The sequence below is a fragment of the Streptomyces sp. NPDC037288 genome (genome assembly GCF_055603265.1).
Genome location: NZ_JBVJVY010000033.1, coordinates 1 through 22299, shown reverse-complemented (window position 1 = coordinate 22299; position 22299 = coordinate 1). Strand labels below are relative to the sequence as shown.

General features: G+C 71.7%; 18 protein-coding genes and 3 tRNA genes. 7 read left to right on the top strand and 14 right to left on the bottom strand.

The window, feature by feature from the left end:
- Nucleotides 1-19: 19 nt before the first annotated feature.
- On the bottom strand, nucleotides 20-898 hold the full coding sequence (locus ACZ7GZ_RS30090) for a DUF2797 domain-containing protein (RefSeq protein ID WP_471028971.1): 879 nt from the start codon (nucleotides 896-898) through the stop codon (nucleotides 20-22).
- Nucleotides 899-991: 93 nt separating this feature from the next.
- On the bottom strand, nucleotides 992-1291 hold the full coding sequence (locus tag ACZ7GZ_RS30085) for a hypothetical protein (RefSeq protein WP_471028970.1): 300 nt from the start codon (nucleotides 1289-1291) through the stop codon (nucleotides 992-994).
- Between ACZ7GZ_RS30085 and ACZ7GZ_RS30080 the strand changes: the two genes are divergently transcribed.
- A complete protein-coding gene (locus ACZ7GZ_RS30080) occupies nucleotides 1278-1718 on the top strand; it encodes a MarR family transcriptional regulator (protein WP_471028968.1) in 441 nt (146 codons plus the stop codon). The two genes, ACZ7GZ_RS30085 and ACZ7GZ_RS30080, sit on opposite strands and share 14 nt — an antisense overlap.
- A gap of 92 nt (nucleotides 1719-1810) precedes the next feature.
- On the opposite strand, the gene ACZ7GZ_RS30075 is transcribed toward ACZ7GZ_RS30080, so the two are convergent.
- From ACZ7GZ_RS30075 to ACZ7GZ_RS30060, 4 genes are all read right to left on the bottom strand, one after another.
- A complete protein-coding gene (locus tag ACZ7GZ_RS30075; protein ID WP_471028967.1) occupies nucleotides 1811-2704 on the bottom strand; it encodes a calcium-binding protein in 894 nt (297 codons plus the stop codon).
- Nucleotides 2705-3030: 326 nt separating this feature from the next.
- On the bottom strand, nucleotides 3031-4299 hold the full coding sequence (locus ACZ7GZ_RS30070) for a right-handed parallel beta-helix repeat-containing protein (protein ID WP_471028966.1): 1269 nt from the start codon (nucleotides 4297-4299) through the stop codon (nucleotides 3031-3033).
- A gap of 186 nt (nucleotides 4300-4485) precedes the next feature.
- Nucleotides 4486-4558 (bottom strand) — tRNA-Arg (locus tag ACZ7GZ_RS30065).
- Between the two features lie 214 nt (nucleotides 4559-4772).
- Nucleotides 4773-4863 (bottom strand) — tRNA-Ser (locus ACZ7GZ_RS30060).
- A 235-nt stretch (nucleotides 4864-5098) separates the two neighbouring features.
- Between ACZ7GZ_RS30060 and ACZ7GZ_RS30055 the strand changes: the two genes are divergently transcribed.
- Together ACZ7GZ_RS30055 and ACZ7GZ_RS30050 are read left to right on the top strand one after the other, a co-directional pair.
- Nucleotides 5099-5575: an SSI family serine proteinase inhibitor gene (locus ACZ7GZ_RS30055; RefSeq protein WP_471028965.1), complete on the top strand. Its 477-nt coding sequence runs from the start codon at nucleotides 5099-5101 to the stop codon at nucleotides 5573-5575.
- 221 nt (nucleotides 5576-5796) lie between these two features.
- Nucleotides 5797-10362: a PAS domain-containing protein gene (locus ACZ7GZ_RS30050; RefSeq protein ID WP_471028963.1), complete on the top strand. Its 4566-nt coding sequence runs from the start codon at nucleotides 5797-5799 to the stop codon at nucleotides 10360-10362.
- A 135-nt stretch (nucleotides 10363-10497) separates the two neighbouring features.
- Here ACZ7GZ_RS30050 and ACZ7GZ_RS30045 read toward each other — a convergent pair whose 3' ends face one another.
- The 6 genes from ACZ7GZ_RS30045 to ACZ7GZ_RS30020 all read right to left on the bottom strand — a co-directional run bounded on the left by ACZ7GZ_RS30045 (nucleotide 10498) and on the right by ACZ7GZ_RS30020 (nucleotide 16076).
- Nucleotides 10498-12141, bottom strand: coding sequence for a long-chain fatty acid--CoA ligase (locus tag ACZ7GZ_RS30045; RefSeq protein WP_471029051.1), 1644 nt, complete (start codon nucleotides 12139-12141; stop codon nucleotides 10498-10500).
- A 134-nt stretch (nucleotides 12142-12275) separates the two neighbouring features.
- Complete coding sequence (locus tag ACZ7GZ_RS30040) at nucleotides 12276-12869, bottom strand: SigE family RNA polymerase sigma factor (protein WP_471028962.1); 594 nt, start codon at nucleotides 12867-12869, stop codon at nucleotides 12276-12278.
- A 248-nt stretch (nucleotides 12870-13117) separates the two neighbouring features.
- Entirely contained in the window at nucleotides 13118-14284 is a 1167-nt protein-coding gene (locus tag ACZ7GZ_RS30035) for a lipid-transfer protein (RefSeq protein ID WP_471028960.1), read from the bottom strand.
- Entirely contained in the window at nucleotides 14281-14673 is a 393-nt protein-coding gene (locus tag ACZ7GZ_RS30030) for a hotdog family protein (protein ID WP_471028959.1), read from the bottom strand. The genes ACZ7GZ_RS30035 and ACZ7GZ_RS30030 overlap by 4 nt, the downstream gene beginning before the upstream one ends.
- Nucleotides 14670-15578, bottom strand: a complete 909-nt coding sequence (locus ACZ7GZ_RS30025) for a bifunctional MaoC family dehydratase N-terminal/OB-fold nucleic acid binding domain-containing protein (protein WP_471028957.1) — start codon at nucleotides 15576-15578, stop codon at nucleotides 14670-14672. The genes ACZ7GZ_RS30030 and ACZ7GZ_RS30025 overlap by 4 nt, the downstream gene beginning before the upstream one ends.
- Nucleotides 15579-15764: 186 nt before the next feature.
- Entirely contained in the window at nucleotides 15765-16076 is a 312-nt protein-coding gene (locus ACZ7GZ_RS30020) for a hypothetical protein (RefSeq protein WP_471028955.1), read from the bottom strand.
- 333 nt (nucleotides 16077-16409) lie between these two features.
- On the opposite strand from ACZ7GZ_RS30020, the gene ACZ7GZ_RS30015 reads away from it, so the two are divergent.
- Nucleotides 16410-17282, top strand: a complete 873-nt coding sequence (locus tag ACZ7GZ_RS30015) for a bifunctional DNA primase/polymerase (protein WP_471028954.1) — start codon at nucleotides 16410-16412, stop codon at nucleotides 17280-17282.
- 84 nt (nucleotides 17283-17366) lie between these two features.
- Here ACZ7GZ_RS30015 and ACZ7GZ_RS30010 read toward each other — a convergent pair.
- Both ACZ7GZ_RS30010 and ACZ7GZ_RS30005 read right to left on the bottom strand, forming a co-directional pair.
- A tRNA-Ser gene (locus ACZ7GZ_RS30010) sits at nucleotides 17367-17451 on the bottom strand.
- A 141-nt stretch (nucleotides 17452-17592) separates the two neighbouring features.
- The gene (locus ACZ7GZ_RS30005; protein WP_471028953.1) at nucleotides 17593-18270 is read right to left on the bottom strand and encodes a GAP family protein; all 678 of its coding nucleotides are present in this window, start codon (nucleotides 18268-18270) and stop codon (nucleotides 17593-17595) included.
- Between the two features lie 380 nt (nucleotides 18271-18650).
- Here ACZ7GZ_RS30005 and ACZ7GZ_RS30000 point away from each other — a divergent pair, with 380 nt between their 5' ends.
- From ACZ7GZ_RS30000 to ACZ7GZ_RS29990, 3 genes are all read left to right on the top strand, one after another.
- Nucleotides 18651-19241, top strand: a complete 591-nt coding sequence (locus ACZ7GZ_RS30000; RefSeq protein ID WP_471028951.1) for a hypothetical protein — start codon at nucleotides 18651-18653, stop codon at nucleotides 19239-19241.
- A gap of 116 nt (nucleotides 19242-19357) precedes the next feature.
- Nucleotides 19358-20710 carry a Dyp-type peroxidase gene (locus ACZ7GZ_RS29995; protein WP_471028950.1) on the top strand — a complete coding sequence of 451 codons (1353 nt, stop codon included), beginning with the start codon at nucleotides 19358-19360 and terminating at the stop codon, nucleotides 20708-20710.
- Nucleotides 20711-20773: 63 nt separating this feature from the next.
- Nucleotides 20774-21904, top strand: a complete 1131-nt coding sequence (locus ACZ7GZ_RS29990) for a catalase family protein (protein WP_471028949.1) — start codon at nucleotides 20774-20776, stop codon at nucleotides 21902-21904.
- Nucleotides 21905-22299: the final 395 nt, after the last annotated feature.

Here is a 22299-nt window from a genome sequence, read left to right as displayed (position 1 = left end):
AGCAGCTGGGAAGCGCCCCTCAGAACAGGCCCTCCGGCCGTTGTGCGAACTCCCGGACAGGGAAGGTGAGTTCATCGGATCCGGGAGCCGTGGGGGACACCAGCCCCCAGCCGGTCATGAGCCGGGTGTCGAGGACGACCGCTCCCCGGCCTCCGGCGACCGCCAGATGCAGATCGGGCCCGGCGGTCGCGACCAGCTCACCGCTCACACCGCCACCCGGGACGAGCTCCACCACCTCCCCGAGGGCGGAGGGGGCATCGGCGAGCCCGAACACGCCCACGTGGTCGGCCACTTCACAAGGCTCCGGCCGCAGGGACTCGGGCCATCCGCCGAGCGCCCCGGCCCGCGCATGCAGCTCCCGCACCTCAACGGCGCGCTCCGCCTCGGTCTTCGGCAGCGCCGACCGCACCGCCCGCTTCTCGGCGTACGGAATCCGGTCCGGCACCCGGAGCGCGGCCCGCAGCAGTTCCTCGGTGCGCCGGGCGGCCATCAGCGGTCCGGTGCCGAGCCAGCTGAAACAGACCGCGCCCTGCTCCAGCAGCCTGGCCGGGCCGCGCTCGACCGCGGTGATCCCCACCTTGACCATCCCGGGACCGAACCACGCCAGATACACCCGGTAGGGCCGCGGATCGTCGGCGATCGTGTCGGCGGCCACGGAGTGCGCCCGGTCCAGCCGCGCGCACTCCTCGCACCGGGCCCCCCTGCTCCGCCCCGGCACCGCGGCGCGCACCGGACAGGCGTGCCCCCGCGCCCCCACGCACCGCCGCGCCGAGCCGTCCGCGACGGCGAACGCGACCCGCTTCCCCCGGGGCAGGGCACTGCGCCGCCCGCCGTCCCACATCAGCACGGGGCCGTCCGGCGTCCAGCGCAGTCCCGCGCACGTCCATACGTGTGCCATCACTCGTGAGCCTAGAGGCCGGGTCCGACAGTGCGCCGGGGTCGGCCCGGCGAAGGCAGGAGGGGACCGATCCGCCGACCGCGGGCACCGCGTTCACTCGGCGGGTGACAGGGGGACCGATTCGGCGCGCACGTCACCCGATGCCGTCGGCACCGGCAGCGCGCTCGGCGCGGGCCGTCCCCGCCCCGCCAGCCGGCAGCCGACGCACCCGGGGTGTCCCCGACGGGCCAGCGGGTCCCGGGTCCGCATCCCCCACTGCCCGCGCGGACGCACCCCCGGCGGCTTGCCCCATCCGGTCAGGTGCAGCGCCCAGGTGACCAGGACGCTCACACCCACGATCACCAGCCCGCCCGCCACCCCGGCACAGGCGCTGTCGGCGATGGACCACCTCATCGCCGCCCACCTGATCGGACAGCAGGAGCTGGCCCGGCGGCTGGGCCGGAACGCCACCGACCTGACCTGTCTCGCCTTCGTCCTGGAGGCGGGCGAGAACCTGCTCACGGCCGGCGATCTCGCGGCCCGCGCCCACGTGACCACGGGTGCGGTGACCGGGATCCTCAACCGCCTCGAACGCGCCGGCTACGTCACCCGCCGTCCCGACCCCACGGACCGCCGCCGGGTGCGGGTGGCCGCCGTACCGGCCGCGGTGACCCGCGTCGAGGCGGTCCACGCGGGCCACTACCGACGCCTGACGGTCCTGTTCGCCGACTACTCCCCCGCGGAACTGGCCGTCATCACGGACTGGTTCACCCGCGCGACGGCGCTGGCCCACGAGTACCTGGAGAAGCTGAACAGGAACGACCCCGGAGAGGAGTGCTGAGACGCCCGTCGCGGGCGAGGGCGCATGACGAAGGCCCCGGATCCCTCCGGGGCCTTCTGTCTCACCCGAGGGTGATCAGCGGATCTCGTGGATCAGCGGACGTCGACGTAGTCGTAGGCGTCGGCGACGGACGAGTTGCCGTTGCCCGCGTAGTGGAAGCGCCAGGTGCCGTCCGCGGAGGCGGTGACCGTCGTCTTCGCGTAACCGCTGGAGGAGGTCGTCACGGTCTTGACGGTGCTGTAAGTGCTGGTGCCCGCCTTCTTGAACTGCAGCTGGACGGGCTGGCTGCCGTAGCCGTAGTACTTCATGTTGGTCCAGCTGGCGCGGTTCAGGGTGCCGGAGACCGTGATGGTCCCGCCCTTGGCCACGGGCTCCGGGCCGGCGTTGAAGCCGCTGAAGCTGCTGGCGCGCTTGATCCAGTGGTTCTTGTAGAAGTCGTTCTCGTAGGAGTCGCCGTCGTTGGCCGACGCGAAGACGGTGACGTTCCACTTGCCGTTCAGCGAGCTGTCCCACAGCCCGTCGGCCTCGCCCGGCTTGGCCGTGATGGTGAACTTGCAGGTGGCGGCGGTCGCGCTCCAGTAGTCGCAGCTCTCGGCGCCGTTCTCGTTCCAGAGGAAGCCGTCGAAGTCGCCGCCCTCCAGGTCGGTGCCGTGCCACAGGGCGACGTCCACGCCGTGCTGCTCGGGGTTGACGCCCGACGGGTCGGTCACCGTCACATAGACGTTGAACGACTTCGGCGACAGGCCGACGACGACGTCCTTGTTGGCGTTGACGGTGACCTTGGTCACCTGGATGTCGCCGTCCGCCTCGGTGGCGGGCGAGGCGGCGAAGGACTGCTGCTTGCCCGGCGCCTGGTGGGCGCTCTTGAACTGCTCGGCCTTGGCGGCAGCCGGGTTTCCCTCGGCGTGCGCGGCCGGGACGGCCAGGGCGGTCAGGGCTGCGGCACCGGAGAGAGCCGCGGTGGCCAGGCTGGCACGAATGCGCATGTATGTTCCCCAAGTGAGGAATGGGGCCTTGGCGAGGTGGGGGACTCACGGGCCCGACGGGTCTGAGGAGTCTGACGACTCCTACCGAAGACCTACGGCAACAGCGAACGGTTGTACGGAAGATGGAAATTCTCCCAACCGGGTTCACCGCCCAGGTGACCTATCGCTTTCCCGCCGGGTCGCGGGTCTCCCCTGCGAGAAGGAGAACGAGGAGCTGGGAAGAAGCATGACGGCGGCGCGGCGGGGTCTACGGTTGCCGTCAGACACTGCCGTCGAGGCAAGCCTGCAGCCTTCTCCTCCGCCGCTGCGGAGCCGCCCGCGTTTCGTCAGTGGGGTCTGATGACGGCCGTTGCGTTGTACCCGCAGCACTCGATCTCACGGACCGGCGCGACGGTCGTCCCGGTGATCCGGTCGCCACGCAGGATGCCGGTGGTGTCGACCGCGTCGGCGACGACGCCGATGCCTACCTGGCCGCCGGTGATCGTGTTGTGGTCGGTCGTGCCGTCGCCGTCCTGAATGACGATCCCGAAGAAGCGATTGTTCTCGAGCTGGTTGTGCCTGATCTGGCAGCAGTTCGGGCTGAAGACCTGGTAGACGCCGATGTCCGCGTCGGAGACCTGGTTGTGGGAGATCTGTGTGCCTGCCGAGACGCCGATGGCGGCGATGCCGGCGGACTGGATCTCATTGATCGGATCCGCACCACATCCGGGGAAGGTGCACACGGAGTGGGAGACGGTGTTGTGGGTCACGGTCGTCACCGCGCCCGCGATGACGATGCCGTACTGCGCGGTCGGGATCTGCGCACCGCCGGTGACGACGTTGTGCGTCGCGACCACCTGCGAGGGCGTGCCCTCGCTCGGGCCAGTCAGACTGACGCCCGTGGTCTGGTAACGGGTGACCGTGATGTGGGCGATCTTCCCAAAGGCATTGCTGCCGGCCGCGCCGTCCACCTGGACGAAGCCCGGCAGCCCGATGGACACACCGTGGCCGAGCGTCTGATCGGCCGGACAGGACGGGGCGGGCTGAATATCGGTGATGCGGGAGTGTGACAGATCGAGCGTGGAGCCCTGGAGCGCGACAATGCCGCTGACGGCTTGACCGCATGGGACCGGCCCGGTGACCGTGAACCCGGACATGCGGACGTGGGCACCGTGCGCGATGCGCACGACGGAGGTCACCGGCACGTCATGGCGTGTGTCCTGAGCGAAGGGGGTGAGCGTCGCTGGCGACTTGATGACCGGCGCCTGCTCGCCGACGCCCTTGATATTGAGATCCTTGCCGCTGACGACGACCTCTTCGGTGTAGGTTCCGCCCCGGACGAGGATGGTGTCACCCGAGGCAGCCGCGTTTACCGCGGCCTGGATCGTCGGGTAGTCACGCGGGACAACGAGCGTCGACGCCGCGTGGGCGGCGGGCGCGATTCCCACCATGGCGCCCAGTGCCGCAAGGACCGACAGACAGACAAGAGCGCTTCTCGTCCACTTCCTGCAGAGTTGCACTCTTCTCACCAAAACACCCAAGGGCCCGCAGCCCATCCGGCGGGCGGCAAGCCCGCCAAGCCCTACGGCCTGCTCACCGCCCCGAAGGTCACGCATGACGCGTATGAGGTGATCGCGCGGGCGACCTGCCGTCCCTGAGTCGGACCTCACCCAGGGCGCCGACGCCCGTCGGGATCTCCGATCGGCCCCGCACCCGCCCTCTGAGGCGGTTGCCGTCAAACACTGCCGTCAAGGAAAAGCCAGAGGCCCTGTGGAGTGATCCACAGGGCCTCTGGCGTGCTGCGCACTCGGCAGGATTCGAACCTGCAACCTTCTGATCCGTAGTCAGATGCTCTATCCGTTAAGCTACGAGTGCTTGTTCTTTTGTTTTTGCCCCCGCCCCCGGTCCTTTCGGCCCGCTCGCGGCGACAGGAAGAACATTACATGACTGCCGCCGTCATGTGAAATCCGATTCGCACACCCCTTGTGACCTGCTGAAACGCCGACGAAGGCTGAGGGGTACACGTACGGGCGGCGAGGGCGGGAACGCCGAAGCCCCGGTCCTGAGGACCGGGGCTTCGGGATCGGTGCGGAGGCGGAGGGATTTGAACCCTCGATGGGCTTTAAGGCCCAAACCGCATTAGCAGTGCGGCGCCATAGACCGGACTAGGCGACGCCTCCAGCACAACCGCTCACGCGAGCGCGCGAGTGGTGCGTGCAGATGATGACACAGCCGTGCGGCCTGTCACCAATCGCCCCCCACGGTACTAGGCAGTCGGGTCACAGGGCAAAGGGCTTTGTCCGGCGAGGCGCGCCGCAACGTCCGGGGGCCGCAGACGTTGGGCAGGACATGGTCTTTCTTCTTCAGCGAGGTCCGGCGCGCGCCGGTGTCCGGCCGGGTCCGGTCCGGGGCGGCGTGGGGCCTGTCCTGGCCGCTGTCTCGGGGGTCCTGGCCCTGTCCGCCGTACCCGCCGCCGCCGCGCCCGCCGCACCCGCCGCGCCCGCCGCGCCCGCCACGCCCACCGGGCCGTCGCCCGTGCGGCCCGAGGACCGGGGCGGCGATCACCTCACCGTCGTCGTGCGGCAGGCCGGATCCGGGCGGGACGGGAGGTACGAGCTGTCCTGTCATCCGGCCGGCGGGAGCCACCCGGACGCGGCGGAGGCCTGCCGGGTGCTGGACGAGCACACGCGCTGGGGGCGGGACCTCTTCGCTCCGGTGGCACCCGGCACCACCTGCACCATGCTCTACGGCGGACCGGCCACCGCCCGGGTGACCGGCACCTGGGCCGGACGCAGGGTCGACGCCGGCTACGACCGCAGCAACGGGTGCGAGATCGGGCGGTGGGACGGGCTGGTGCCCCTGCTGCCGAAGCTGGGGTCGGTGACCGTCTGAGCGGCCGGCCCCCCGCTGGGGCGAGGGCTCGGACGAGGTGGGGAGGCCGTGGGCGGCATGCGGTCACGCGTTCGGTGTCACTTCGTCGTGGGACCTCCCTCTCATCCGGCGTCGCGAGCGCAACGTGTGCGCTTAGACTCCCTCGCGTGACACGTCGCGGGCCGGTTGGCAAGATGGCCCGAGCGGTCGGCAAGGTGCGGTAACAGGGAGGAAGGCGTCTCGTGAGCAGCAGGCCATCCCGAGGCGCTGCTCGCCTCGCAGCCATACTCGACGCGCTGCCGGACGCGTTGGTCCTGGTCAACGCCAACGGAACCGTCGTCAACGCGAACACCATCGCGCTGGAGGCCTTCGAGGCACCGGGCACGGCACTCGTCGGGCGCGGGTTGCTGGATCTGCTGCCGGAGTTCGACTCGCGGCTCATCCCCGGCTCGATGCGGCGCCCCGCTCACATGGACCCGCACGGGCGCACGAAGCCGACGCGGATGATCGCGCGGCGGACCGACGGAACCGAGTTCCCGGTCGAGGTCACGAGCGCGAATCTGGAGAACGGCCAGCAGGCGTACGACGGTTACGGCTACACCGGCGACGAGCTGCTGATGGTCGTCGTACGGGACCTGTCCGGGACCGTCGACACCGAGGCCGAGCTGGCGCGTTCGCAGCGGCAGACCGAGATGATCCTGCGGGCCGCGGCCGAAGGCGTCGTGGGCACCGACACCGACGGGCGGATCGTCCTCGTCAATCCGGCCGCCGCCCAGATACTGGGTTACCGGGCCGGTGAGCTGGGCGGCAAGGAGCTGCACACACTCGTGCTGCACTCGCGCCCCGACGGCTCCCCCTTCCCGTACGAGGAGTCCCCGCTCGCCGACACCCTGCGCTCCGGGCGCAAGCACCGGGTGCGCGGGCAGGTGCTGTGGTCCAAGGGGGACGAGAAGGTCTCCGTCGACCTCACCACCGCTCCCGTGCGCGACGGGGACCAGCTCGTCGGCGCCGTGATGACCTTCACCGACCGGCGCCCGCTCGACACCCTGGCCGAGGAGAAGGCGGCGCTGGAGAAGGCGCACGCGGAGGAGGTGGAGCGGCTCTCCGAGGAGCACGCCTCCGACCTGACCGCGCTGCGCCAGCAGCACGTCACCGAGCTGGAGGAGCTCCGCGAGAAGCACGTGGAGGAGCTGGCGGCCGGCGAGGAGCGGTACGCCGCGCTCGCCGAGCGGGAGAAGGACCGGTACGAGGCGCTGGCGGGGCGCCATGAGCAGTTGCTGACCCTGCTCGGGCAGTCGCTGCGCGGGCCCCTGGAGGAGCTGCGGCGCGAGCTGGCCGCGCTGGCCGCCGACGATGCCGGGCAGCTGTGGCCCGAGGCCAACCAGGTGCTCCACCACCTTTCCGCCGGGTACTCGCGGATCACGACGCTCATCGACAACGTCCTCGGCTATCAGCGGCTGGACGCCGGCGCCGACGACATCACCCGCACGAAGGTGATGCTGGACGCCGTCGTCGCCGCGGGTGTGGACGGGGCCGTCGAGCTGATCGGGCCGGGACGGGTGCAGTTCGCCGTGCACGCGCCGCCCATCGAGGCCGAGGTGGACCCGCAGCGGCTCGCCACCGCGCTCGCCCACCTCGTGGCGGACGTGGCCGGCGTCGACGCGACCGGCAACTCCCCCGTCTCCGCGGGCGGTTACCTGGACAACACCGTCGTGGTCGCCGCCGCGCAGCGCGGTGAGGTCGCGCGGATCGAGGTGCGCGGACCGTACGCCGGGGGAGACGCGGTGCACGAACCGATCGTGCGCGGGATCGTGCGGGCCCACGGCGGCGTGCTGCAGACCCACGAGGTGCCGGGCATGAGCGGCAGCGCGTACGTGCTGGAAGTGCCGCTCGGCGGCGGCGCCGGGACGGTCGACGGACAGGTACCGGCGGTCGCGGCCCTTCCGCCCGGGCAGGGGACGGGCATGCAGGGACCGGGCGCGCAGGTCTCCGGCGGCGGTGAACCGGCCGCGGAGGAGACGGCCGGTGCCGTCGAGCAGTCGGCCGGCGGCGGACGGCGGCGGGCCCGGCGCGCCTCCACGGACGCCTTCCTGGACAGTGAGGTGCCCGCGGCGGCTCAGGCCGGTGACACGGAGGCGCCCGCACCGACCGGGCGGCGCCGCAGGCGTGCCGCCGCGCCCACCGAGGAGACCGGCGCGGTGCCGGCGGCCGAGGGCGTGGAGAGCGCGTCCGGCGGTACCGGGCGACGGCGCGGCCGGCCCGCCGAGAGCAACGCCGGTGAGGGTGCGGCCGTGAGCGAGGGGGCGGTGGTGACGGCTGCCGAGCATGCCGCCGGGGCCGCTGCCTCGGGTACGGGCCTCGGCTCCGCCGTTCCGCCCCAGGGCGTACCCGTGCCCACGGGCCGACGCCTCCCCCACGACTCGGGCGCCCCGCAGCCGGCTTTGCCGCCCGCCCTGCCCGCGGCGGCAGGCAGCGGAGCGGCACCGGGGGCTGCGGCCGTTCCGGCTGCGGACGGCGTTCCGGCCGAGGGCGGGCAGCCGACCGGGCGGCGCCGACGTGCGCTGGCCGCCGCGGCGGAGCGGGCCGCCGCACAGGAGGCCGGCGCACGTACGGTCTTCGCCCTGCCGCCGGCCGAGGCCGACCGCTCACCGCAGTCCGCGGACGCGGCGAACGGGGTGGGTACGGTTCCGGTGGCCGGCGGGGTCCCGGGCGCGGGTGCGCCCGCGGAGCCCGGGGGCGCTGTGCCGGTCGGGCCCGGGGCGGTCGCGCCTGCCGGGCCGGGTACGGGTCTCGTCGCGGGTGCCGCGCCAGGGGCCGCCGAGGGGCAGCCGCGGATTCCGGGGCAGGACGCCGGACAGGTACGGGTGCCGGCTCAGCAGCCGCTGCCCGTCACGCGGGTACCCGGTGACGGCGGCCGGCACGACGCCGTACCGCTCGACCAGGCCTCGGACCACACCCCACCGCAGCCGCACCCGACCAGCGCGCCGACCGGTCGCCGCCGCCGGGCCGTGACCCAGCCGACGGGTCCCGCTCAGCCGATGGCACCGGACAGCACACAGCCGGCCTCGGCACCGATCCCTGCCGCACAGACGCCTCCCGCGCAAGCCGCTCCCGGCCAGGCGCTCCCGGGGCGGGCCGGGCCGCCCCCCGCCGGGGCGCAGACCCCTGGTCAGGGCACGCCCGTTCACGGTCTTCCGGCGCAGGGTACGGCCGGGCAGGGTATCCCCGTCCAGGCCGGTCCCGCGTCGGCCGCGGGGCAGACCCCCGCTCCCGCGCAGGCGGCACCGGGCGCCCAGGCCGGTGTGCCCGCGCCGGGTCAGCAGCCTGCCGTACCGGTCCTCCCGGCCCAGCAGCCTCCCGCGGTCCCGGCCGCGACTCCGCCCGGTGGTACCCCGAGCGGCGGGCCGTCGCCGGCCGGGGCGGGTACCGGGCAGGTGCCGACGGCCGTCCCGGCGCCCGGCGTGCCCCAGCAGTGGCCCGGCGCCGACGGCACCTCCGGCGCGGGCACGCCCGTACCGCAGACCGGCACGCCCGCCCCCGGCACCCCGCTCCCCGCGGAGCACGCCGGTGCGCAGGCGCCACGGGCCGCGCAGCCGTTGCCCGCCGAGGACGCCGCGGCCGACCCGAACTCGACACAGGGTCGGGCGATCAGTGTCCGCACGCTCGGGCAGGGCGTTCCGTTCTCGCGGCAGGCCGCGCAGGTGCAGCAGCCGACGGCGACCCCGCCGCCGCACACGCCGGGCGGATCCGGCCGGCGGCGCAAGCTGGGCACGCCTCCCGACCCGGCCCAGCGCGCGGAACAGCAGCCGGAGCAGGCGGCCCTGCCGCATCCGCCGGCCGAACCGGCGCCCGCACAGCCGTCACTCGCGCAGCCCTCACTCGGCGGACAGCCGGTCCCCGCGCAGCCGTCGCTCGCCGGGCAGTCCCTGCTCGCCCCGGGCACCGAGGGCGCGGGCCGGTCGTACGCCATAGGCGCGCCGGACGCCGATGCCGCCGAGGGGCCCGAGCCGCTGGACGGCCCCGGTGGTGCGGTCGAGGTCTCGGACGCGCCGTTGCCGCAGCCGCTCGACGACGAGCTGCCGCCGGAGCCGCTGGACAACCCGCGCCGGCTGCTGGTGTGGCCCGCGCCGGACGCGACGACCCAGCAGGCGCTGAGCGACCGTGGGTACCGGCCGGTGATCGTGCACTCCCGTGAGGAGGTCGACGCGCAGATCGCGGCGTTCCCGGCCGCGCTGTTCGTGGACCCGCTGACGGGACCCATCACGCGGACGGCCCTGCAGGCGCTGCGGCAGGCCGCGGTCGCGGCCGAGGTGCCGGTACTGGTGACGGCCGGGCTCGGGCAGGCGACGCGCGAGGCGGCGTACGGCGCCGATCCCGCCGTTCTGCTGAAGGCGCTGGCACCGCGGGACAGCGAGCAGCATCCGCCGCGGGTGCTGCTCATCGAGGAGCACGCGGAGATCGCGCTGGCGCTGACCTCGACGCTGGAGCGGCGCGGGATGCAGGTGGCGCGGGCCGCGAGTGACACCGACGCGGTGACGCTCGCCGGGCAGTTCCGGCCGAACCTCGTGGTGATGGACCTGATGCAGGCACAGCGGCGGCAGGGCGCCTTCACCGGGATCATCGACTGGCTCCGCGCGAACGGGCAGCTCAACCGGACCCCGCTGGTCGTCTACACGGCGGCCGTCGACCAGGCCGACCTGCCGCGGCTGGCCTCGGGCGAAACGGTGCTGTTCCTCGCGGAGCGGTCGACCAGCACCGAGGTGCAGAGCCGGATCGTGGATCTGCTGGCGAGCATCGGCACGAACTAGACCCGCCAGGCCCTGGGTCCTGGCGGGTGACCAGCCTGCGGGCCGCCTCCCTGCGGAGGTCCGCAGGCGGTCACGGTCGGCGTCCGGCGTGCCCGTGAGGGTGCGCCGGCGAGTGCCTCTCCTCGGTCAGCTCGGTCAGAGGTGGGTGACGTCCAGGTGGCCGTCCGCGTACTGCCTGCGCAGCACCTTCTTGTCGAACTTGCCCACGCTCGTCTTCGGCACCGCCTCGACGATCGTCCAGCGCTCGGGCAGCTGCCACCTGGCGATGCGGCCCTCCTCGGCGAGGAAGGTGCGCAGGGTCGCGAAGTCGGCGGTGGCACCCTCCCGCAGGACGACCGTGGCCAGCGGGCGCTCGCCCCACTTCTCGTCGGGCACGGCGACCACCGCGGCCTCGGCGACGTCCGGGTGGGACATCAGCGCGTTCTCCAGCTCCACCGAGGAGATCCACTCGCCGCCTGACTTGATGACGTCCTTGGCCCGGTCGGTGAGGGTGAGGAAGCCGTCGGGGGAGATGGTCCCGACGTCGCCGGTCTTCAGCCAGCCGTCCTCGCTGAACTTGTCGGAGGGGCGCAGGGGTTCGGCGTCGGGGCCGTTGTAGTACGCGCCCGCGATCCAGTTGCCGCGCACCTCCAGCTCACCCGCCGACTCGCCGTCCCAGGGCAGGAATGCGCCGTCGGGGCCGGTGAGGCGGGCCTCGACGCCGGCCGGGAAGCGGCCCTGGGTGAGGCGGTAGGCGAACTCCTCCTCCGTTCCGGTGGCGTGGGCCGGCGGGCGGGCGACCGTGCCCAGCGGGGAGGTCTCCGTCATGCCCCAGGCATGGCAGACCCGCATGCCGAGGTTGTCGTACGCCTTCATGAGGGAGGGCGGGCAGGCCGCGCCGCCGATGGTGACCTGGGTGAGGGAGGAGACGTCCCGGGGGCGGGCGGTCAGTTCGGCCAGCAGGCCCTGCCAGATGGTGGGGACAGCGGCCGCGTGCGTCGGCTTCTCGCTCTCGATCATCTCGGCGAGCGGCGCCGGCTGCAGGAAGCGGTCCGGCATCAGCATGTTCACGCCGGTCATGAAGGTGGCGTGCGGCAGCCCCCAGGCGTTGACGTGGAACTGGGGCACCACGATCAGCGAGGTGTCCTGGTCGGTCAGGCCCATCGACTGGGTCATGTTGACCTGCATGGAGTGCAGGTAGATCGAACGGTGGCTGTACACCACGCCCTTGGGGTCGCCCGTCGTGCCGGAGGTGTAGCACATGGCGGCGGCCTGGCGTTCGTCGATCTCCGGCCAGTCGAACCGCTGCGGCCGGTCCGCGATCAGTTCCTCGTACTCGTGCACCCGCGCGGTGGCGCCGTGCAGCGGCGAACGGTCACCGGGGCCGGAGACGACGATGTGCTCCACCGTCGGCAGCTGGGGCAGCAGCGGTGCGAGCAGCGGGATCAGCGAGCCGTTGACGATGACGACCTTGTCGGCCGCGTGGTTGACGATCCACACCAGTTGCTCGGCGGGCAGCCGCAGGTTGAGCGTGTGCAGCACCGCGCCCATGGACGGGACCGCGAAGTACGCCTCGACGTGCTCGGCGTTGTTCCACATCAGGGTCGCCACCCGGTCGTCGCCCCGGACGCCGAGTTCGTCGCGCAGGGCGTTCGCCAGCTGCACCGCGCGTACCCCAGCCTCGGCGAAGCTGCGCCGCTGCGGCTCGGCCTCGCCGGTCCAGGTGGTGATCTGGGACCTCCCGTGTACCAGTACCCCGTGCACGAGGATGCGGGTGACGGTCAGCGGTACGTCCTGCATGGTGCTCAGCACGGAGTCCTCCCGGGGCGGCGTTGCCTAGGCGGTGGTAGAGGTAGCGCTGATTCTGCTCACATACCGCGCGGTATGTCACTAGGGGATGGGTCACCCCGGGGAAAACGGAGGGAAATTCCGGGCTAGCGGACCAGTTCCAGCTCGGGGTCCTCGCGCAGCTTGCCGAGCGCACGCGACACCGCCGACTTCACCGTCCCCACCGACACCCCGAGCACCGCGGCGGTCTGGGCCTCGCTGAGGTCCTCGTAGTAGCGCAGGACGACCATCGCCCGCTGCCGCGCCGGCAGCTTCATGACCGCCTGCCACATGGCGTCGTGCAGCGCCTGCCGCTCGGCCGGGTCGCCGTCACCGGGCACGGGTTCCGGCTCGGGCAGCTCGTCGCAGCTGAACTCGTCCACCCTGCGCTTGCGCCACTGCGAGGTCCGGGTGTTCAGCAGCGCCCGGCGCACATAGCCGTCGAGCGCCCGCTGGTCCTCGATCCGCTCCCAGGCCACATAGGTCTTGGCGAGCGCGGTCTGCAGCAGATCCTCGGCGTCGCTCAGGTTCGCGGTCAGCGAGCGGGCGGTGCGCAGCAGGACCGGCTGGCGGGCCCGCACGTACGACGCGAACGACGGGTAGGCGGGAGTCTCCCCGCCCGGCCTGAGCCGTGCGTGCGGGAGAGTCTGCCGCCTTGGTGCGGCGGCGGCCGAGGCGCTGGTGCAGACGGGTGTGGTCATGGCTCCACGCTAGGAGCGGGTCCCCCTGCGGCGGATCGCCCGCAGGTCCCGAAGCGGAGTCCCCCTCAGGTTGTAGGGGTGGGGCTGACTCCACCTCCTGAAGGTGGACGGCGGACACACCCCGTCTGCGGGTACGACCCCGGCTCCCCACCGATCACCTCCGGGTCCGCCCACCGGCCCGACCCTGACTCGGGTGCGGGTCCGGCCCGTCGGTCAGCGCGCCTCGGGACAGGGGCCCGGCCCGCGGATCAGCCGTCCCCCGTCAGGATGAGTCCCGACGTCGGCACCCCGGTGCCGGCCGTCACCAGGGTCCGGGTCGCTCCCGGTATCTGGTTCGCCGCCGTGCCCCGCAGCTGGCGCACCGCCTCCGCCATGCCGTTCATGCCGTGCAGGTACGCCTCCCCGAGCTGGCCCCCGTGTGTGTTGAGCGGCAGCCGCTCCTCGGCCACGAAGTCCGCCGCCTCCCCCTTCCCGCAGAACCCGAACTCCTCCAGCTGCATCAGCACGAACGGCGTGAAGTGGTCGTACAGGATCCCCACATCGATGTCGGCCGGGCCGAGACCCGAGCTGCGCCACAGCCGGCGGGCCACCCCGGCCATCTCCGGCAGGCCGGTCATGTCGTCCCGGTAGAAGCTGGTCATCTGCTCCTGCGCCCGGCCGGCGCCCTGGGCGGCCGCCGCGATGACGGCGGGGGGATGCCGCAGGTCCCGGGCCCGCTCCAGGGACGTGACGACGATCGCCTGCCCGCCGTCGGTCTCCTGGCAGCAGTCCAGCAGCCGCAGCGGCTCCACGATCCAGCGGGAGGCCGCGTGTTCGGCCAGCGTGATCGGGCGGCCGTGGAAGTACGCCGCCGGGTTCGTCGCGGCGTACCCGCGGTCCACCACGGCCACATGCCCGAAGACCTCCGCTGTCAGCCCGTACGCATGGAGATACCGCTGGGCCGCCATCGCCACCCAGGAGGCCGGGGTGAGCAGCCCGAACGGCAGCACCCAGCCGAGCGCCACCCCCTCCGCCGAGGGCTCCCGGTGCCGCACGCCCGCGCCGAATCTGCGGCCCGACCGCTCGTTGAAGGCGCGGTAGCAGACCACCACCTCGGCCACGCCCGTCGCCACGGCGAGGGCCGCCTGCAGGACCGTCGCGCAGGCCGCGCCGCCGCCGTAGTGGACCCGGGAGAAGAAGGACAGCTCGCCCATCCCGCAGGCCTGGGCGACCGTGATCTCCGGGTTGGTGTCCATCGTGAACGTCACCATCCCGTCGACGTCCGCCGGTGCGAGCCCCGCGTCGTCCAGCGCGGCCCGCACCGCCTCCACGGCCAGCCGCAGCTCACTGCGCCCGGAGTCCTTGGAGAACTCGGTGGCCCCGATGCCGGCGATCGCGGCGCGCTTGGCCAGGGTGTCCCGGCTGCGCACGCTCATGAGCGGCCCTCCGGGACCGTGACCGTCACCGTGCCCGTCACATGTCTGCCGAGGGCGTTGGCACCGACGACCCGCACGGTCGCGGTGTCGCCGTCGACCGCCTCGATCCTGCCCGTCAACACCATCGTGTCCCCCGGGTAGTTGGGCGCCCCGAGCCTGATGGCGACCTTGCGGAGCACCGCCGTCGGGCCGAAGTGGTCCGTGATGTACCTGCCGACCAGGCCGTTCGTCGTCAGGATGTTCATGAAGACGTCCGGTGAGCCCTTCTGCCCGGCCAGCTCGGCGTCGTGGTGGACGTCCTGGTAGTCCCGCGACGCGATCGCCCCCGCCACGATCAGGGTCCGCGTGACCGGGATCTCCAGCGCAGGCAGCTGCTCCCCGGCCCTCACCGTTCCGCCACCCGGAACACCGGCACCGTCAACTCCTCGTCGCAGGACTGGAATTCCAGCCGCACCGGCATCCCGATGCGCACCTTGTCGTACGGCACCCCGACCACGTTGCTCACCATCCGCACCCCCTCGGCGAGCTCGATCAGGCCGACCGCGTAGGGAGGTTCGAAGGCCGGGAAGGGCGGGTGGTGCATCACCACGTACGAGTAGACCGTCCCCTCGCCGCTCGCCTCGACCGTGTCCCAGTCGAGGCAGCCGCACGCGTTGCACCCCGGCAGCCAGGGGTGGCGCAGGGTGCCGCAGCCCGTGCAGCGCTGAATCAGGAGCCGGTGGGCGGCCACACCCTCCCAGAAGCCCGCGTTGTCCCGGTTGACGACCGGGCGGGGACGCGGGGCCCGCGGTTCTGGACGGGCCGGGGCGTACTTGAGGATGCGGAAGCGGTGCACGCCCACGAGGCCGCCGTCGACCCGGACGTCCGTGCGGGTCGTGACGAAGTACCCGGTGCCCAGCTTCGTCGTCTTGCGGCCGGAGACCGACTCGATCACCGAGTCGAACGTGACCCGGTCACCCGGGCGCAGGGGCCGCAGATACTCCTGCTCGCAGTCGGTGGCCACCACGGACGTACAGCCCGAGGCGTCGAGGAGGGCCAGCAGCTCGTCGTAGGCGCCCGTGCGGCCCTCGTGCCCGGACAGGCCGCCCATCGTCCAGGCCTGGAGCATGGTGGGCGGGGCGATGGCATCCGGGCCGCGATAGGCCGGGTTGGCATCGCCCATGGCCTCGCACCAGTGCCGGATCATCGGCGCGTTCACCGGGTCCTTGCCCACCCCGGCGACGGCGGCCGGCCGCCCCTCGTACGCCCTGAGCCGTGCGCCGAGCGGGTCGGGCACCACATCTGCCGTGCTCACAGCCGCCCCCTCGTCATCCCGAGCCGCCTCACCGCGACACCGGTTTCTGACTGTCCGTCAGATCCCGACGGGTGTCAAGGTCCGGAAAACGCCTGCGCGGCGGCACCGAGGTACCGCCGCGCGGACGTGTGACGACCCAGAAGCACACCCCGGAGGACCCTCACCCGAAGGGACCTCCGCCAAGGCTCACCACAGCTGGGTGAAGTGGACGACCGCGTTCTCGTTGCCCTGCTGGACGGCTGCGAACGGGGAATGGTCGACCTGGGCTGTATTGCTCTGGTTCGAGGCGCCGGTACCGACCGCGCTCTGCTGTGCGGTGGACGAGTTGCCGTTGTTGTTGTGACCGACTCCGCTGCCGATGAGGGACGCCACACCCGCGTTCGATCCGTTGTCCGCGAGGGCACCGTTGTCGGCGACCGCCACGCCGCCCAGGAGGGCGGATGCGAGCGGGAGCGCGGCGACGGCGGCGAGAACGCGGGCGGTACGGATGCTTGCCATGTTGTTCCTCCGTGAACTGCGGTTTGCGTCAGGGCGGTTGGCCGACCGCTCCGACGGTGGTGGACGACGTCGCGAGACCAGAGTTGCCCACCGAATCCCCGGCGAACCACCCCGAAAGCTGCCATTCGCACGCAAGTGTGATGACAAGTCGATAAACCCCCATCGCCACCTTCGGCCCCCTCCACCCCCAGGAGAGGGCAGAAGGAACATCTCCACCCTCAAGTGACACATGAGGTGAACCGTTCCTTCGCACATCGGGCCAATTTCTGCCCATCCGGCGCGCCGCCACGGCCCCCTCTTCCCTTTTTCGAACGTGTGTACGAACATGGAAGCATGGCCACCACCGACCGGCAGGCCACGACGCTGGCCCTCGCACACGCCCTGTCAGCCGCCGAACGCGGCCTGGCCGTCATCCCCCTGTCCCGGACGAAGCTCCCGGCCCTGCGCTCCCCCCACCGCGACGACCCCGACCCGGCCGCAGCGCGCTGCCACGGCGCGTGCGGGCGCCTCGGCCACGGCGTGTACGACGCCTCGGCCGACCCGGTCCGCATCCGCGAGCTGTTCGCCGCCGCACCCCGGGCCACCGGCTACGGCATCGCCTGCGGCCTGCCGCCGTACCACCTGATCGGCGTCGACCTGGACACCAAGTCCGGCACCGACTCCTCGACCGCGCTGCGTGAACTGGCCCTGCGCCATCTGTTCACCATTCCGGAGACGGTCGTCGTGCGCACCCCGAGCGGCGGGCGGCACCTGTGGCTCACCGGCCCGCCGGACGTCGTCGTACCGAACTCCGCCGGCCGCCTCGCGCCCGGTATCGACATTCGCGGCGCCGGCGGCTACCTCGTGGGCCCCGGCTCCCGCACCGACCACGGCGTGTACACCACCGCCCCGGGCACCGCGCACCTGGCGCCGGCTCCCTGCCCGCCCTCCCTGCTGCGCCTGCTCGTGCCCCCGCCCCGGTCCACGCACCCGGCCCCGCCCACCCCCGGCGACCACGGCCGCGGGCTGGTCCAGTTCGTCCTCTGCGCGCACGAGGGCCAGCGCAACACCCGTCTGTTCTGGGCGGCCTGCCGCGCCTACGAGAACGGCATCGGCCCCGCCCTGGTCGACCCGCTGACCGAGGCGGCTCTCGGCACCGGCCTGTCGGAGCGCGAGGCCCGGGCGACGATCGCCTCGGCGGCACGGATGACGGGGCACCGGCCCTGACCCGGGCGCGCCCGCACCGTCCGTGCCCGGTCACAGCACCACGGCCCCTGACCGTGATGCCTGGTCAGGGGCCGTTCAACTGCGCGGTGGGTGTGGGATTTGAACCCACGGTGACTCGCGCCACGACGGTTTTCAAGACCGTTCCCTTAGGCCGCTCGGGCAACCCACCTCGCTCGCGCTCACCTGGGGCGGAGCGGGTACAGCGTACCGGTCCCGGGCTTCACGCGGGGCTCGTGGTCCACACGGGGTCCACTGACCGCGCTCGCCCTGCACCTCGCGGAGCACAGCCGCACCGCCGCACGCCAACCTGTCACGAGGTGAGGATGGAGATGCCGTCTCCGAACAGTTTCAGCCCGAGGACGAAGAACAGAACGGCCATCACAGCGACATTGTGCTGAGCCGCCCAGTCCTTCCAGTTTCCGAGCGTGGACCTGGCCCGCTCTCCGCCGAGGAGGAACACTCCGAGCGGGATCAGCAGGCCGAGCGTAGCTATCACGACGAAGATCGCCAGCGATGCGATCTGCTGCCCGACCGGCAGTCCGGCCGAGCCGATCGCGGCGCCCGCGGCGATGGTCAGCGGGGCGTTCTTGGCGTTGAGCGCGGCCAGGGCCGTGCCGAGTCCGAAGACCTTGACCGGCGTGAGGCGGTCGATCGCGCCCATCCACTTCGGAAGTTTCGCCTGCGAGGGATCCCTCGGGCGCCGCTGCCACTGCCGGGCACCGAAGAGGAGGAGGAGCACGCCGAGAGCGAGCTTGAGAGCCCCCACCCAGGTGGCCGGATGCTGGTGCGCGGAGGCACCCGCGGGGGAGGCGATCGCCAGCATCACCGCGCCCAGTGCCGACAGTCCGAGAATCCAGCCGGTGGTGAAGAGGATCCCGTTGAGACGCCCCCGAGGCGTGGCGAGGATGAGGATGACGGCGATGATCGGAAGCGGGCTGACCGCGACGCCGGCCGCGAAACCCAGCACGTCACCGAGAACTGCGCCCATTGGTTGCCTCCAGCCGGGGGTCAGGGTGGCGATCCAGTCGAACAGAGGTCCGGAAGAGGCGGTCGCCCCAACCGTACGGGCGGCGTGACGGGGGTTACCGAGCGATCGGTTGCGCCGCGGCTCAGCGGAGCGGCTGACCGGAAAGGTGACGGCCCCGTGCTCAGCACACACGCCTCAACACCATCTTCCTGTGCGTGGCTCGGTCTGTCCTCGGGAGCATCAGAGGGTGGCATCGGCCCGCTGCACCCGCGTTGCCTCCCTGAGGGACAAAGATGCGAGGGCTGCACATCCGTGGTGAGGATGGAGCGTGAGGGCGATGGCGCCCCGTGCTCCGGGCGTTTGGCGACCCTCGCACCGATCCGTGGCAGGGGAGTCTCGCCATGACTGCAACGGCACAACCATCCCAGTCGGCTCACCCCGAGCGTCCGGGCAGGTCGGACGGGGTCTGCAGTGAGTTCACCGTCTTCACCAAGATCAAGCCGGGTGAGGCTGATGCGCTGCGCGACGTGCTCGCCGCACTCAGCGATGCGGCGGATGACGAGAGAGTTCACGCGGCGGTGCGCCAGATCGGCACCCTGCACGACGCACGGCACGTGATCTTCGACAACGACACCCGGTTCATGTTCGCCAGTGTCTTCGACGGCTCGTGGGACGCCTACATCGACGACTTCGCCAAGACGGTGGTCGGAGAACGCTTCGACAAGGTCTTCTCCCACAGCGAGGGGTTTCCCGGCATCTCCGATCCGGGCGTGAAGGACTGGTTCGTCTCCCACCAGGCGCCCGCAGGAGTCTTCGTCAGCGCCTATCCCGATCTGACCGTTCAGCAGATCTTCAAGGATCACCGCGTGGAAGAGGCGTTCGAGGAGGTGCTGGACACCCCTGAGTTCCGGGCGGCGCTGGAGAACCCGGCCAACGCGGAGTTGGTGGCCACGCCCGCCTTCCAGAAGCTGCTGGACGAAGCCTCGGCCTAGAACCCGGACACGGCTGTCCCTCAGAGCCGACCCCGCTTCGGTGAACCGCGTCGGCGGGCGCGCACCCGTCGCTGCGGGGTTGCCCGGACAGGGACCGATGCGGAGGCACGAACATCATGAACACGGCAGACAGCGGTGGCTCGGCCGGTGTGCGCGTCGAGATCGAGGACGTCCAGAGCGGGGCGTTGCGCCCGCGGCCCGTGCCCTACCAGGGGAAGTTCGTCTTCCTGCGCGTCGACGACCGCCATGCCGGACGTGCGCTGCTGCGCCGGCTACTCCCGGTGACCTCAGGGGGACTGCCGAGCGCGGACCGGAGCGGGGATGCGTGGGTGGCTGTGGCGTTCACCTACCAGGGGCTGAGGGCCCTGGGGGTGCCTCAGGAGTCGCTGGACAGCTTCCCGCGGGCGTTCCGTGAGGGCATGGCCGCTCGGGCGGAGTTGATCGGCGACGTGGGCGAGAACGCCCCGGCCCACTGGGAGGCGCCGTTCGGGACGGGCGACGTCCACATCGCACTGAGCGCCCTTTCCTCGGATGCGGCGCGATTGGCCCAGGAACTGGAGCGTGCCCGGGTCGCCTTCGAGGACACGCCCGGTGTCCGGGTGATCTGGCAGCAGGACGTTCACCAGCTTCCGACCGGGCGCACCACCTTCGGCTTCCGGGACGGCATCAGCCATCCGAACATCGAGGGCGTCGGACTGCCCGGTTCCAACCCGCAAGAAGCCCCCATCAAGGCGGGCGAGTTCATCCTCGGCTACCCCGACGAAACCGGCAATCTGCCGCCCATGCCCACCCCGGATGTGCTGGGACGCAACGGAACCTATGTGGCCGTTCGCAAGATCCACACCAACGTGGCGGCCTGGCGCCGGTACCTGCGCGCCAACAGTTCCAACGCCGAGGAGGAAGCACTCCTGGCAGCGAAAATGGTCGGACGCTGGCCGAGCGGGGCACCGCTGACACTGACGCCGGAACACGACGACCCGGAACTGGCGACGGATCCGCAGCGCGTCAACAACTTCATGTACCGGGAGCACGACGATCGCGGTCTGCGATGCCCCGCCGGAGCACACATCCGCCGGAACAACCCCCGCGATGCCACCATCGTCGGCGACGCACGGATGCACCGGCTCATCCGCCGCGGCACCACCTACGGTCCGCCACTGCCCGAGGGTGTGCTGGAGGACGACGGTGCTGACCGGGGACTGGTGGGAGTCTTCGTCGGGGCCCACCTGGAGCGGCAGTTCGAGTTCATCAAGGCCGAGTGGGTCAACGACGGCAACTTCATCGGCTACCCCGGCGAGCAGGACCCGGTGGCCGGTCATCACGGAGGGACCGGCAGCGTCACCATCCCGGAGAAGCCGGTCCGGCGCCGCCTGCGGAACCTGCCCAGCTTCGTCGTCACCCGCGGCGGCGAGTACTGCTTCGTGCCGGGGCTGCGTGCCCTGCGCTGGCTCGCCGAACTGGAGGACTGAAGGCGCTTACTGCGCTTCCTCCCACTGAAGTCCGATCACCCTCGCCGAGGAGAGGTCGAAGTCATGGCAGCACAGTTCCTCCCCTACACGCCTGACGTCGAAGTCAAGGACCCGGACTTCGACCAGCACGTGCAGACGGTGATCGAGAGGACCGAGAGCTATATCGCCGAGTCGGTCGAGGGCGGTGGCACCGGACGGGCCCTGCGTGACGCCCACGCCAAGGGCTACGGACTGATCCGAGGGCAGGTGGAAATACTGGACGGGCTCCCCACCGAGTACGCCCAGGGCATCTACGCGACCCCGGGAACCCACGACGCGCTCATCCGCTTCTCCAACGGCTCCCCGCACGCCGGCGCCGACGCGCGGCTGGGCGCCGCCACCGGACTGGCGCTGAAGATGTTCGACATCCCCGGCCCGACTTTGCTGGAAGACGAACCGGACACCGGCACATTCGACTATGCCAACATCAACGGACCGATCTTCTTCTGCAACACGGTCGAGCACTACCTGTTCATCCAGGAACTGTTCCTGAACGCGGCGGCGTACTTCTCCCAGGGCCGGCCCGGCGCACACCGTTTCTTCACCGAGTTCGTGACCGGCAAGGGAACGCTGGCCCAGGAAGACTGGGCGTGGGACGAGTTCCTGGCCTTCCTGCGCCTGGCAAAGACCCCTCCGGCGAACGTACTGCTGTCGAGCTACTGGACCATGGGCGCGGTCCGGCACGGGGACTACATCGCCAAGGTGCGCATCACCCCCGACCCGGACTCCGCCGCCGCGGTGGTCCGGCGCACCATCGACCCGTCCTCCGCGGCGGAAGTCTTCCGGCCCGCCCTGCAAGCCGAACTGCAGGAGCGGCCCTACGCCTTCGACATCCAGGTCCAGCTCTGCACCGACCTGGAACGCATGCCGGTGGAAGACACCACCGTGGAGTGGCCCGAGCACCTCTCGCCGCCCGTCACCGTGGCCAGGCTACGGCTCCCACAACAGGACATCTCCAGCCCGGAGAACCTGGAGAAGATGGACTCACTGTCCTTCACCCCCTGGCGGGTCACCGCCGAACACGCCCCCCTCGGCAACATCATGCGGGCCCGCAAAGAGGTCTACCGGCGCTCCTCCGTCCAACGCCACAAGCTCAACCAGCAGCCGCGCACTGAGCCCCGAAGCGCCGACGAGGTACTCGGCCCGGCCCAGTGATACCAGCGGCACCCGATGGCCGCACCCCGTGGCTCGGTGCCGGTGAACGGCGACCGCCCGCAGGGATCGGCACTTCCCGACCACGAAGTGGGGCTTGCCGGAGGTTCCGACGTCTCAGCAGATCGAACGGGTCTGGGAGGCCGCCGACGAGGAATGGGCCGGGCGGCCCGTCCAACCCACAGGCGCCATCCACACCCCCATCAGCTCCGGACCTGGACCCGCCGTCGGGACAGCCCGGCCACCCTCGGGCCTGACGTCCCGTCGGAGCCTGGGAGGTTGCCCGCGAGACAGCCTGTGCCGCGCAGGTCAGACATCCCATGGCGTAGGGATGTCAAGCGGCTCCGGCGAGGGTTGCGTGGTGTGACCACGCGGTGGCCTCGTCGTAGAGGGTGCGG